At 42.3% G+C, this 13494-nt stretch carries 14 protein-coding genes; 13 read left to right on the top strand and 1 reads right to left on the bottom strand.

Annotated features, from left to right (window positions below; translation table 11 throughout):
- Positions 1-42: 42 nt before the first annotated feature.
- The 9 genes from H8S54_RS02245 to H8S54_RS02205 all read left to right on the top strand — a co-directional run bounded on the left by H8S54_RS02245 (position 43) and on the right by H8S54_RS02205 (position 9818).
- Positions 43-1581 (top strand): ABC transporter substrate-binding protein, encoded by a 1539-nt coding sequence (locus tag H8S54_RS02245; RefSeq protein WP_021925313.1) that lies wholly within the window; start codon positions 43-45, stop codon positions 1579-1581.
- Position 1582: 1 nt separating this feature from the next.
- Entirely contained in the window at positions 1583-2377 is a 795-nt protein-coding gene (locus H8S54_RS02240) for an ABC transporter ATP-binding protein (protein ID WP_021925314.1), read from the top strand.
- Entirely contained in the window at positions 2374-3135 is a 762-nt protein-coding gene (locus tag H8S54_RS02235; protein ID WP_021925315.1) for an ABC transporter ATP-binding protein, read from the top strand. Before H8S54_RS02240 ends, H8S54_RS02235 begins: the two co-directional genes overlap by 4 nt.
- A gap of 360 nt (positions 3136-3495) precedes the next feature.
- Complete coding sequence (locus H8S54_RS02230) at positions 3496-5031, top strand: ABC transporter substrate-binding protein (RefSeq protein ID WP_021925316.1); 1536 nt, start codon at positions 3496-3498, stop codon at positions 5029-5031.
- Between the two features lie 117 nt (positions 5032-5148).
- The gene (locus H8S54_RS02225) at positions 5149-6177 is read left to right on the top strand and encodes an ABC transporter ATP-binding protein (protein WP_021925317.1); all 1029 of its coding nucleotides are present in this window, start codon (positions 5149-5151) and stop codon (positions 6175-6177) included.
- Positions 6155-7072 carry an ATP-binding cassette domain-containing protein gene (locus H8S54_RS02220; RefSeq protein ID WP_021925318.1) on the top strand — a complete coding sequence of 306 codons (918 nt, stop codon included), beginning with the start codon at positions 6155-6157 and terminating at the stop codon, positions 7070-7072. The genes H8S54_RS02225 and H8S54_RS02220 overlap by 23 nt, the downstream gene beginning before the upstream one ends.
- Positions 7059-8066 carry an ABC transporter permease gene (locus H8S54_RS02215; RefSeq protein ID WP_330600050.1) on the top strand — a complete coding sequence of 336 codons (1008 nt, stop codon included), beginning with the start codon at positions 7059-7061 and terminating at the stop codon, positions 8064-8066. Before H8S54_RS02220 ends, H8S54_RS02215 begins: the two co-directional genes overlap by 14 nt.
- Positions 8063-8950 (top strand): ABC transporter permease, encoded by an 888-nt coding sequence (locus H8S54_RS02210; protein WP_021925320.1) that lies wholly within the window; start codon positions 8063-8065, stop codon positions 8948-8950. Before H8S54_RS02215 ends, H8S54_RS02210 begins: the two co-directional genes overlap by 4 nt.
- A gap of 274 nt (positions 8951-9224) precedes the next feature.
- A complete protein-coding gene (locus H8S54_RS02205; RefSeq protein WP_021925321.1) occupies positions 9225-9818 on the top strand; it encodes a 50S ribosomal protein L25 in 594 nt (197 codons plus the stop codon).
- A 66-nt stretch (positions 9819-9884) separates the two neighbouring features.
- On the opposite strand, the gene H8S54_RS02200 is transcribed toward H8S54_RS02205, so the two are convergent.
- The gene (locus H8S54_RS02200; protein ID WP_117851042.1) at positions 9885-10265 is read right to left on the bottom strand and encodes a sigma-70 RNA polymerase sigma factor region 4 domain-containing protein; all 381 of its coding nucleotides are present in this window, start codon (positions 10263-10265) and stop codon (positions 9885-9887) included.
- A 153-nt stretch (positions 10266-10418) separates the two neighbouring features.
- On the opposite strand from H8S54_RS02200, the gene H8S54_RS02195 reads away from it, so the two are divergent.
- The 4 genes from H8S54_RS02195 to H8S54_RS02180 form a co-directional block, all read left to right on the top strand.
- Positions 10419-11225, top strand: coding sequence for an RHS repeat-associated core domain-containing protein (locus H8S54_RS02195; protein ID WP_186900811.1), 807 nt, complete (start codon positions 10419-10421; stop codon positions 11223-11225).
- A gap of 110 nt (positions 11226-11335) precedes the next feature.
- Positions 11336-11911, top strand: a complete 576-nt coding sequence (locus tag H8S54_RS02190; protein ID WP_186900810.1) for a hypothetical protein — start codon at positions 11336-11338, stop codon at positions 11909-11911.
- 116 nt (positions 11912-12027) lie between these two features.
- Positions 12028-12444 carry a phage holin family protein gene (locus H8S54_RS02185; RefSeq protein ID WP_186900809.1) on the top strand — a complete coding sequence of 139 codons (417 nt, stop codon included), beginning with the start codon at positions 12028-12030 and terminating at the stop codon, positions 12442-12444.
- Positions 12445-12710: 266 nt separating this feature from the next.
- Positions 12711-13494, top strand: a 784-nt coding sequence (locus H8S54_RS02180; protein WP_186900808.1) for a hypothetical protein, incomplete at its 3' end; no start/stop codon positions are given.

Here is a 13494-nt window from a genome sequence, read left to right as displayed (position 1 = left end):
GGTATTTATAATAACAATTTAATTATAGCAGGAGGAATGAAGATGAAAGCAAAGAAAATTCTGGCAATGGCATTAGCAGTAGGCATGACACTTGGGTTAACAGGAGTGCCAACCTTTGCAGATGACAAAAAAACATTTGTATTTGGTGATACCACTTTTAATGCAGAGAATGAAGAAGCAGATATTAATCCCCAGAATACCTACGCCGGATGGGCATGCATCCGCTATGGCGTGGGAGAAACTCTGTTCCGCTATTCCGATACCATGGAGATTGAACCATGGATTGCAAAAGAGTACGAAAATATAGATGAACTGACCTGGAAAATCACATTAAATGACGGTGTTGTCTTTTCAAATGGACGTGCCTGTGATGGTGAGGCTGTGAAGGAATGTCTGGAAGCTCTGGTGGCAAATCATGAGCGTGCAGCAGGAGACCTTTGCATTGATACCATTGAAGCAGATGGAAACACCATTACCATTAAGACAACTGAGCCAAAACCGGCACTGATCAATTATCTCAGTGATCCTTATGGATGTATCATTGATACGCAGGCTGGCATTACAGACAATGGAATTGTAATCGGAACCGGCCCATATGTGGCAACGGATCTGGTAACCGATGATCATCTGACTTTGGTGAAAAATGAAAATTACTGGAACGGAGATGTAAACGTAGACGAAATTACGGTCCGCACCATTTCAGACGGTGATACCCTTGCATTTGCTCTTCAGGCAGGAGAAATCAATGCTGCTTACGGCATGGCATATGCAAGCTATCCTATTTTTGAAAATGAGGATTTTACCTTCTCCAGTACTGCAACAAGCCGTGCCTTTTATGCATGGATGAATTTTGAAAGCCCGGTAACCTCTGATCCGGCTGTACGCAAGGCAATTGCCATGGGAATCGATAAAGAAAGCTTTGTGTCCGTGCTCCTGAAAGGATACGGATATCCGGCAGTAGGTGCGTTTCCGGATACTTTTTCCTTTGGAGGACAGAATCTGACAACAGAAAGTTACGATCCGGATGGTGCAAAACAGGTTCTGGAAGACGCTGGCTGGGTGGATACCGATGGGGATGGCATCCGGGAAAAGGATGGACAGAAGCTGGTGATCCGCTGGCTGACCTATCCAAGCCGTCAGGAGCTTCCTCTTCTTGCGGAGTCTGCACAGGCAACTTTGAAAGAAATCGGTATGGATGTTCAGGTAAACTGTACTTCTGATAACAATACTATCCGTAAAGATCCTACACTTTGGGATGTATATGCAAGCGCTATGGTAACGGCACCTACTGGCGATCCACAGTATTTCTTTACTTCCTGCGCCCTGGATTCTTCTGTTTCCAATAATGGACATTACCACAGCGATAAGCTGGAAGAGCTTGCAGCTCAGATGGAAAATGAATTTGATGTGGACAAGCGGGCTGAACTGGGAATCCAGATGCAGCAGACGGTTCTGGACGATAATGCCTATGTATTCTGTTCTCATCTGAGAATGAGCATGATTATGCAATCCAATGTAACCGGATTGGTTGCCCACCCATGTGATTATTATGAACTGACAGCAGATTTGGATATTAACTAATATGGAAAATAAAATATTGACCTATGATTCCGTTGAAATCTCATTCGATGGAAAAGCAGTGGTCCAGGATGTGAACTTTTCTCTGGCCCCAGGAGAAATCCTGGGACTGGTGGGAGAGTCCGGAAGCGGAAAAAGTACTTTGATCAAGGCTGCGATGGGACTTCTTGGAGCGGGGGGACTTGTGACAAGAGGGGATATCCGCTATTTGGGGCAAAACATTCTGGATATTCCGGAAAAAGAAAAAAGAAAAATCCGGGGAGCTAAAATTGGCATGATTTTTCAGGATGCAGGAGCTTCTCTTTGTCCCATCCGCACCATTGGTGACCAGATTTATGAAAGCATGCGTGCTCACCAGAAGGTAACAAGAAAAGAAGCAAAGGACCGGGCTATGGATCTGTTTGAAAAATTGAATTTTAAAGACAGCGCAAGAGTCTGGAAAAGTTATCCATTTGAACTGTCGGGCGGAATGAACCAGAGAGCCGGAATTGCCATTGCCATGCTCATGAATCCTCCAATCCTTTTTGCAGACGAACCTACCAGTGCGCTGGATGTTTCCGTTCAGCGGCAGGTGGTAAAGGAAATGTTGAAGCTAAGAGAACTATTTGGAACTGCAATTGTAATTGTAACCCATGATATTGGTGTGGTACGTGCAATGGCAGATACGGTACTGGTTCTGAAGGATGGAAAAACAGTGGAATATGGTACTGCGGATGTAATATTGGATCATCCAAAGGATCCTTATACCAAAAAACTTCTGGCAGCAGTGCCGAAGCTGCAAAGGAAGGTCAAAGCATGAGTACACTTTTAGAAGCAGAGCATTTAACAAAGATATTTACACAAAGAGGGAAAGAATCCTTTAAGGCAGTGGACGATGTAAGCTTTACACTGAAGCCAGGTGAGACCCTTGGGATTGTCGGGGAATCCGGATCCGGCAAAAGCACGCTGGCGAAAATGATCACCCGATTGACAGATATCACAGAGGGAACTCTGAAATTTGAAGGAAAAGACATTACCAGACTGAAGCATAATCAGCTGAAGGATGTGTATGGCAATATCCAGATGGTTTTTCAGAATCCGGTTGGTTCCTTTGATCCAAGAAGGACTCTTGGGGATGGAATCGGAGAAAGTCTTCGAAATCGTGGCATGAAGAAAGCTGATATCGAAAAAAGAGTGGCAGAACTTCTGGAGCAGTGTGGATTAAGCAGTGAATTTGCAAAGCGTTATCCCCATGAAGTCAGCGGCGGACAGTGCCAGCGCGCGGCAATTGCAAGGGCACTGGCAGTAGAACCAAAGGTGCTGATCTGTGACGAAGCCACCAGTGCACTTGACGTAACCATTCAGAAGCAAATCATGGAGCTTTTGGAAGAGCTGAAGGAGAAGCACGGTCTGTCTTTCATTTTTATCTGTCACAATCTGGCTTTGGTTCAGATGTTTTGCGACAGAGTACTGGTTTTGTATGAGGGAAAAGTAGTGGAAAGCGGACTCCCGGACGACATTATCAATGAACCAAAGCAGGCGTATACCAGGAAACTGGTGGATGCTGTATTTTTATAGAATGCAGAAAAAGATTTGTATGGGTAAGAAAAGATACGACTTACCTTGCAGGTCTTTTTTATTACAGAAAGGTATTCCATAAAACGCTGATATCATGCAAAATAGGAATGGCAGAATATCCCCCTGGGGAGCTTGTGAAAGCCTTAAAATCTGATAGAATAATCTTAGCAGGAAGGCAAGAGAAAGGCCGAAAATGCGAATTCTTATACATAGTTACATGTAAGACCTCCACTAAATTTACATGTGAAATTTTCTATGGAAAACAGTTGTAAGTCTGATAACTTATGACTGCTTTTCTTTTCATAAGATATTTGCATAACTGCAAAGTTTCATAAAAAACAAAAGGAGAGGTAGACGACTATGAAAAAGAAAAATTTAATGGGACTGGTGCTGGCGGGAGTGCTGGCATTTGCTCCGGCAGCTTCTGTATGTGCAGAAGAAAGCCAGGAGACGCTGGTATATGGAAGCGGAGATTATACCAGAATTAATCCGGCAATGGATGAACATGGAGAAATTAATATCTTGATTTTTAACGGACTGACAGCCCATGACGGAGATAACCAGGTAGTTCCGGGACTGGCAGAGAGCTGGGACTTTGATGAAGAAACCTGTACTTATACGTTCCATCTTGCAGAAAATGTAAAGTGGCACGATGGAGAACCGTTTACAGCAGAGGATGTAAAGTTTACTATTGAAGCGATCATGGATCCTGAGAATGGCTCTGAGAATGCTCCAAACTATGAAGATGTAGAGGAAATTACCGTAATAGATGATCATACCGTATCTTTTAAGCTGGATGCGCCTAATGTTGCATTCCTGGATTATATGACAATGGCAGTTCTTCCAAAACATCTTCTGGAAGGGGAGGATATGCAGACCTCTGATTTCTTCCGCAATCCTGTAGGTACTGGCCCATACAAGCTGGAAAGTTGGGAGGAAGGACAGGCAATTACCCTGGTAAAGAATGAAGAATATTTTAAAGGCGAGCCGAATATTGACACCGTAGTATTTAAAATTGTAACGGACGATAATGCAAAAGCACTGCAGCTGAAATCAGGCGAACTGGATCTTGCGCTGCTGACTCCGAAGGATGCTGCCACTTTTGCTGATGACGAGGCCTATACCTGCTACGATATGAAAACTTCAGACTACAGAGGAATCCTGTTTAATTTCTGGAATGAATACTGGCAGAAAAACAGGGACCTGATTCCGGCTGTATGCTATGGAATTGACAGAGATGCGATTATTGACGCAGTTCTTCTGGGACAGGGAATGCCGGCTTATGGTCCTCTTCAGAGAAATATTTACAATAATGAGGATGTAGAGCATTATGATTATGATCCTGAGAAAGCAAAGGCAGTACTGGAAGAAGCTGGATGCGAGCTGGGAGATGACGGCTTTTATTATCGCGATGGTGAAAAAGTAGGATTTGTGATCAGTGTTGGTGCTGGAGACCAGGTACGTGTAGACATTGCCCAGATCGCAGCACAGCAGCTGCAGCAGATTGGCATGGATGTGACCATTGAAATCCCGGCACAGGTTGACTGGGGCGGACAGATGGCATATCTGATCGGATGGGGAAGCCCCTTTGATGCAGACGACCATACCTACAAGGTTTTCGGAACTGACAAAGGTGCAAACTATTCTGGATATTCTAATGAGCTTGTAGATCAGTATCTGACAGAAGCGCGTCAGTCAGATGACCCTGAAGTACGTAAAGAAGCATACGATAAGTTCCAAGTGGAACTGGCAAATGATCCGGCGTACGCATTTATCTGCTATATTGATGCAAACTATGTAGCAGATGCAGACATTCAGGGAATTGACCCAGATACGATTATGGGCCACCATGGTGTGGGGATTTTCTGGAATGTAGCGGACTGGACTATTCAGTAGGAGATACATGAAAAAACTTATGTCTGAAGCAAATAAAGGGGCAGATTCTGCCCCTTTATTTGAGCGTTTGGCGTTGCTGACATAAAATGACAGCAGCACATGATTAAGAGGTATGAAATGGAAAAAATACTGGAAGTTAAAAATCTGTCCGTCAGTTTCGACAGTCCAAAAGGAGAAGTACAGGCGGTCAGGGATGTATCATTTTCCCTGAAAAAAGGAGAAGTGCTGGCAATTGTTGGAGAATCCGGATGCGGGAAAAGTGTGTTATGCAAAAGTATTATGAAGCTTCTTCCCAAAAGTGCAAGGATAAAAGGGGGAAGTATCTTGGTGAATGGAGCGGATATTACCGGATATAAAGAGAGGGATATGGCCAAAATCCGTGGAAAGGTTTTTTCCATGATTTTTCAGGATCCTATGACGTCTTTAAACCCAACTATAAAAATAGGAGAGCAGATTGCAGAGGCAATTTTAATTCACCACAGGAAAAAAACAAAAGATCAGGTTTACAAAAAAGTAATCGAGCTGATGGAACTGGTAGGAATTGAACGGCCGCAGGAAAGATATCATGCTTGTCCCTATCATTTTTCCGGCGGTATGCGGCAGCGAAGCGTTATGGCAATTGCCCTGGCATCGGATCCGGATATTTTGTTTGCGGATGAACCTACCACTGCCCTGGATGTAACCATTCAGGCACAGATTTTGGATCTTCTTCGGGAAATCCAGGAAAAACTTGGAACAGCGACTGTTCTGGTATCCCATGATCTTGGTGTGGTAGCAAGGGCAGCAGACCGTGTGGCAGTTATGTATGCGGGAAAAATCGTGGAAATTGGTACAGCGGAAGAAATTTATTATGATCCAAGACATCCCTATACATGGGGGCTGATGCAGTCGCTGCCCTATTTTTCCAGAGGTAGGGAACAGCTTTATACTATTCCGGGGATGCCGCCGTCTCTGATCAATCCGCCGAAGGGGGATGCATATGCCGCAAGAAATGAATATGCACTTGGAATTGATTATGAGGAAATGCCGCCTATGTTTCAGATTAGTGATACCCATTATGCAGCTACCTGGCTTTTGGATAAAAGAGCACCCAGGATTATCCCGCCAGTAGGAGGAAAAAGAATTGAATACAGAAGTATTGGTTGATGTGAAGCATCTGACTCACCAGTTTCACCTGACAAAGAAGGCTGCGATCCGTGCGGTAGATGATATTTCCTTTCAGATTTACAAAGGGGAGGTATTTGGGTTGGTAGGAGAATCCGGGTCTGGAAAATCGACCGTAGCCAGATGTCTTATGAATATATATCACCCATCAGCAGGAGAAATCCGATACCATGGGATAGAAATTACAGGTAAGAAGGAATTCCGGGCAAACAAAAAAATGCTCCAGACAAAAAGACAGATGATCTTTCAAGACTCTGCTTCCAGTTTGAATCAGAGAATGAAAGTGGCAGAGATTATTGCGGAACCTATGAAAATCAATCATATCGTGCCGCCAAGAGGCAGTTATGCCAGGGAGGCAGAGTTTCAGATGCAATATGTGGGAATGGATAAAACCTTTCTGGAACGATACCCGTCTGAGCTGTCAGGAGGACAAAGGCAGAGAGTTGCCATTGCAAGGGCACTTAGCATGGATCCGGAACTTCTGGTGGCAGACGAGCCGGTAGCATCTCTTGATGTTTCCATTCAGGCACAGGTGATCAATCTTTTCCGGCATTTACAGAAAGAGCATGGATTTACATTTTTGTTTATTGCCCATGATCTGGCTATGGTGGAATATCTTTGTGACAGAGTTGGGGTAATGTATCACGGAAAAATGGTAGAACTGGGAACGACACGGGAGGTTTTTTCCAATCCCCAGCATGAATATACGAAAACTCTTTTGTCTGCAATTCCTATACCGGATCCTGTCCAGGAGAGACAGCGAAAAGTAAAAATATATGTGGATACGGATTCCGATGCAGAAGAGTGGAAGGAAAATTCTCCTGGACATTTTGTGCTGAAAAGGCAGGAAGGAGGGAAAAAAAGTGCCAAAGAGTAATCCTATTGCTTATTATGGAAAAAAAATCCTGGTTTTTCTGCTTAGCGTACTTGTTTTATCAATTGTAGTATTTTATGTGGCACGTCTTGCACCAGGAGATCCGCTGGTCTCTTATTATGGAGAACGAACAGAAAAAATGAGTCCAAAGGAACGGGAATGGGCACTAAAGAAGCTGGGACTTAATGAACCAATCCATGTACAGTATATAAAATGGCTTGGGCAGGCGTTTCATGGTAATTTTGGTATTTCCTTTAAATACAAACAGGATGTTTTGAAGGTAATCCGCGGAAGAATTGTAAATACTCTTCTGCTGGGCGGGATTGGATTTCTTTTCATTTTTGCAGGTTCCCTTCTGCTGGGAATTTTCTGTGCGTGGAAGGAAGACAGATGGAGTGACCGGATTTTGTGCAAAATAGGAACCATATCAAGCTGTATTCCGGAATTCTGGCTGTCCATTGTATTGATTCTGATTTTTGCTGTAACCATTCGAATCCTGCCAAGCAGCGGTGCATATTCCACGGGAAAGGCGGAGGATGTGGGAGATCGGATCTGGCATCTTATTATGCCGCTTACGATTGTGACGCTGGAACACCTGTGGTATTACGCCTACATGATCCGAAATAAGATTCTGGAAGAAGTAAGAGAAGATTATGTACTCCTGGCAAAGTCAAAGGGCGTGGCGAAACGGGAGATTCTTTTTAAGCATTGTCTGAGAAATGTGATGCCGGCATATTTGAGTATTATGGCAATTGCGGTTCCTCATGTTCTTGGAGGTACTTATGTGGTGGAAAGCGTATTTTCCTATCCGGGAATTGGCGCTTTGTCTTATGAAAGTGCCAGATATCATGATTATAATCTGCTGATGCTGTTATGTATCATGTCCGGCATCCTGGTGATTTTCTGCAATATGCTCAGTCAGATCATCAATGAACATATTGATCCGCGTATGAAAGCTCACGAAGTAACGGAAATATCGGAGGTGACCAGATTATGACAGATACATCTTTTGAAATTGTCGGGGCACATGCAGTGGAAAATCAAACGGTTACTGTGAAGAAGAAATGGTTTCAGGGAAAACCCGTGGTATCCATTGTTCTTTTGGGGATGGTTCTTTTAGGCTGTTTGTTTGCAGAAGCGATCATGACAAAAGATCCAACCTATATGGATCTGCTTCATTATAATAAGGCACCTGGAAGAGAATTTCTGTTTGGTACAGATACTATGGGAAGAGATATTTTTTCCATGATCTGGTATGGCGGCAGAATTTCTTTGCTGATTGGAATTCTCTCTACTGTAATCTCTGTCTTGCTTGCAGTTGTAGTTGGCTCTTTCAGCGGTATATCCCCTCAGTGGCTGGACAATCTGATCATGCGTTTTACGGAGATTTTTCTTAGTATTCCATCTCTGCTTCTGGTGATTCTTCTGCAGGCAATTATGGGAAAAGCCAATATTTTAAGCCTGTCGGTTGTGATTGGCATTACCAGCTGGACAAGCATTGCCAAGGTAGTTCGTACAGAGGTCCGGCAGATCCGAAACAGTGAATATGTTATTGCGTCCAGGTGCATGGGCGGAAGCTTCTTTCACATTCTCTGGAAGCATCTTGCACCCAATTTTGTATCGTCCATTATGTTTATGGTTATTATGAATGTAAGAAGTGCTATTATTTCGGAATCCACCCTGAGCTTTATGGGAATTGGACTTCCCATTGAGGTCATATCCTGGGGGAGCATGCTGTCTCTTTCGGAAAAAGCATTGATGACCAATTCCTGGTGGATCATTTTTATTCCTGGTGCTTTTCTTATAGTGACGCTGCTGTGTCTGACGAATATTGGGAATTATATGCGAAAAAATGTGAACCGGAAAGAGAGTAATCTGTGATAATTGTATAGATACTATTTTTTGAAGAATACGGATTACAGAAAATTTTTTACTCACTCTAAGAAATGTTGCGATCCATTTATTTTATAATTCTATTTTGCATAAAAATCAAGAATGAAAATTCACAAAAAATTGGCTCGAAAAAATTTATGTTTGGTTAATCATAATGGGAATTGGTGACTATAATAAGGGACGTAAAAAGAAAAAAGAAGTACTTAACAAAACCTCTTTGTTGAAGGCTGCTAAGCGTTTCAGAATTTGGAGGAAAAGATAAATGAATACTTTAAAAGCTGAAAAAAGAAGCATGGACGTCAAAGCAAAGAAATTAAGAAGAGAAGGATATGTAACAGGTAACCTGTTCGGCAGAGAAATCGAAGGTTCCATTCCCCTTAAGTTCACCAAGAAGGAAATTGAAGTTCTTCTGAAGAACAATAACAAGGGCAGCCAGGTAATGCTGGAACTGGATGGTAAGACCTATGATGCGCTGATCAAGGAAGTTGATTATAATCCTCTTGCACATACAGTAGAAGAGGTTGATTTCCAGGCGCTGGTAAGCAATGAGATGGTTCATTCCGTTGCTGAGATCATTCTGGAGAACGAGGAAATGGTTGTATCTGGCGTACTGCAGGATGAGCTGAAAGAAGTTGCTTACAAAGCACTTCCGGCAGACCTGGTAGATAAGATCAAAGTTGATGTTGCAGGCATGAAGATTGGTGATACTCTCCGTGTGAAAGATCTTGAGATTGCCAAGAACAAAAACATTCACATCACAACTGATCTGGAATCCGTCATCGCCACCGTCACTCCGGTACACAACGTAGTTCCGGAAGCTGAGACAGCGACTGAGGACGCCGCAGAAGAGAAATAAAGATGGAAAAATGAAAGACGCCCGGGCGGCAGGAAGATGCCCCTCGGGCGTTTTTGTGTTTAGTTTTCAAATAATTTTTTTCTTAATCCTGTTCACATATTGCTTCGAGCAATGCAGAATCTCCCCGATTTCCTTATCCGAATACCAGGCCAGCAGGAGCCTGAAAATCCGGGAGTAAACAATCGGCTTGTTTGCTAAAAGCATTTCGTAATCAAATAATGTTTCAACATCATCATATTTTTCTGTAAATCCATATTCACATAGTTTGGAAACCTCTGTTGCTTCTTCGCTGTTTTGGTAATTTCCCCTGCATAGAGCACAAAACCTACGGTAAAGGCCATTTCGGATATAGGAAAGACATTCACCTTCACTATTGTAATAGCTCATACTATGTACCGCGATAAGAAATGCCAGCTTCATTTCCTGCTCCGCGTCCTCTGCATCCATATAAAACAGCTTCCCGGCGTATTTTTTGATCAGAGGTGAAAATAAGGAAATACCAAGTATACCTGGACATTAGGAAATGCCCTTGCTGCAGTATCCGGCGGAAAGAATATCCAGTATTCCTATGACCATGCCGGACACCGGATCAGGAAAGTCGTGGACGGTGCTGTCACCCAGATGTGCTATGCTGGTGACCTGCTTGTCTCAGAAAGGACAGGAAGTGAGAAAACGCTCTGGTACCGTTATGATTCCTCCGGAAACGTGATCGCGTTGACCTATGAGAGTGAGATCTATATGTACCTTAGAAATGCCCAGAATGACATCATCGGTCTTCTTGACAAGGACGGAAAGGCGGTTGTAAGATATACCTATGACAGCTGGGGACAGGTAGTTAAGATTGAAGGAACCTTAAAAGACAAGGTGGGAGCAAGAAACCCGTTCCGTTATAAGGGATATTATTATGACGTGGAGACCGGCCTGTATTACTGCCGCAGCCGTTATTACGATCCTGCGATCCGCAGATTCATCAGCGCGGATGACACACAGGTTTTAAGGGACAATCTCGATATGCTGGGCGAGAAGAACCTGTATGCATACTGTGATGATAACCCGATTACGAGAGTTGATGTTAATGGACAGTTTTCTTTGATTTGTGGACTGATTGGGGCTACCATGAATGTTTTGGCAGGTGGAGTAGCTGCAGCAGTAACAGGGCAAGAATATACTGTTACAGATATGATTGCTGCTGGCTTGGCTGGTATTTTCGCAGGTGGGGCTGGACTTGAAGGAGCTATTGCAGGTGGCGTGGTTAGTGCTGTCTATACGGCTTGGTGCAGTTTTAGAAGAGGAGATTCGCTTACAGCAGCTATTATTAATTCAGGAACTGCTTTTTTATCAACTGTTTTTATAAGTAATTTATCTGGTTTTGCAGTTGCATCAGAAGGACTTGAAAAGACTATTTAAATTCAGTATTTGGAAAACTGCCACAGGATCCCTGAAAAAAAGACCTCACAAAACCTATATACCACTTAGGGCACGGACTGTATAGACATATTTTAAAGTAGGAGGAATAGATGAAAATTATAGCAAAAAGAAGATTATATAATGATTTGCTGATATGTGCAGCGTTTGTATGCTTGATTATTATTACTCCTCCAATTAGTTTGAAAAATCCAAGCACTATAATGTCGTTTATTAGTATCTTATTTTTATTAATATTTGAAATACTACCGCATTTAAGAGTGATTGAATTAACACAAGATAGGTGCATTGTCCATTGGTTTGGAATTAAAAAAATATACAGATGGGAAGAATTGGAAAAGATTATATATAGTTCCATTAAAGTTTCAAGATTGGAAAAACTGGAAGGATTATTTTTTTTTAGTGATATGATGGGAAAAAATAAAAATTCAATTTCTCCTATGAGAGTGTATGTTTCTTTGAGTATTTTCAAACAATTTTATATTATATTTGATAATGAGGTCCAAAAAAAGCAAATTATGCAATTGTTAAAAGAATGGGAGGTAGAAGTTACTATCGATAAGAAGTTTGCCCAACAAAAAGAATATGAGCGTGTAGTAGCTGAAAAAACTCAAATGCGAGAAGAACGCAAAAGGCTTTATGAAGACAGAAAGAAAAGAAAGCGGTGATATGTAAAATTTAGAATGTATACTTCCAAGCTAGTGTAAATCAAAACCACAGGGGATGGTTGGTATTTTCGACTAACCATTCCCTTTTTGTACTCTTTTTTGAAAGAAGGTGAAAAATGAAGTACCGAATTATAACGATTATAAGCTTTATCGGCAGCACCGTCATTTCTTTGCTGGGCGGATGGGACAAATCCTTGCAGACCCTGATAATTTTCATGACCATCGACTGGCTGACTGGCGGTATCCTTTTGCCCATAGTCTTCCAGAAAAGTCCTAAATCCCAAAATGGAGCGTTGGAAAGCCATGCAGGCTGGAAAGGGCTTTGCCGAAAAGCAATGACATTATTTTATGTTCTGGTAGGCGCACAGTTAGATTCCCTGATGGGTACAGAATATGTTCGTGACGCTGTATGCATCGGATTCATCTGCAACGAGGCACTTTCCATCATAGAAAACGCCGGCCTCATGGGCATGCCCCTCCCCGAAATCCTCCGAAAAAGCATTGACGCTTTAAAAAGCGAGAAAAACGCATAGAAAAAGCCCATCTGTAAAATATTGTCCTCAATATATGACCTATAAAATTTATTTTATATATTTTTAATATATTCCCTATTTCCAAAAAGCCCAGACTGTGCTAAGATAAATACAAAGCATATTTCTTTCAATTATCAAGGTGCGCTGGCACTATCTATCATCTAAACACATTTTAGAAATCTATGCTTTTAACCCGAAAATATTTAAGAGCAGGAGATTTCGGAATAAGTGTGTTCAGGTCTCCTGGGAAAGGAGTACCTATTAAGATGGAACTACAAGCTGACAGTGGAGTACAGGAGGAGCAGAGCATCCTCCCGGTAGCAAACAGGAAGTACAAGGATACTATTTTTCGAATGCTTTTTTCGGATAAGAAAAATCTGCTGTCATTGTACAATGCACTAAATAGGAAAAACTACAGCGATTGTGATCAGCTGGAGATTGTAACATTGGAGAATGCCATATACATGAGCATGAAAAATGATCTGGCATTTATCCTGGATCTGGCCTTGTTTCTGTGGGAGCACCAATCTACGTATAATCCTAATATTCCCCTGCGTGATCTGATGTACATAGCTAAGGAATACGAGAAGTATATAAAGGAAAAAGGAATTTCCCTGTACTCCAACAGACAGCAGAAAATTCCCGCACCGCAGTTTATTGTATTCTACAACGGGAACCGTAAGATCGGAGAACGGATGGAGCACCGCTTGTCCGATGCCTATGGAACATCCAGCGGAGAGCCTGCATTGGAATTGAAGGTCCTGGTGATCAATATCAATGAAGGCTACAACCAAAAGTTGATGGAGAGTTGCCAGATTCTGAAAGAATATGCCCAGTACGTGTCAAAAGTAAGAACATACAAGAAAACGCTGAGCTTAAACGAAGCGGTAGAAAAAGCAGTGGAAGAATGCATTCAGGAAGGAATTCTTCAGGAATTTCTTCTGGCAAACAAAGCAGAGGTGGTTGCAATGAGTATATTTGAATATGACCGGGAATGGGAAGAAGAGATTTTACGAAAAGAAGAATTTGAGGCCGGGAAAGAAATGGGAA

The organism is Blautia segnis, from assembly GCF_014287535.1.
In the GTDB taxonomy this organism is placed as follows: Bacteria; Bacillota; Clostridia; order Lachnospirales; family Lachnospiraceae; genus Blautia_A; species Blautia_A acetigignens.
Note: the sequence above shows the minus strand (reverse complement) of the source record. Positions and strands in the feature narration are given on the sequence as shown.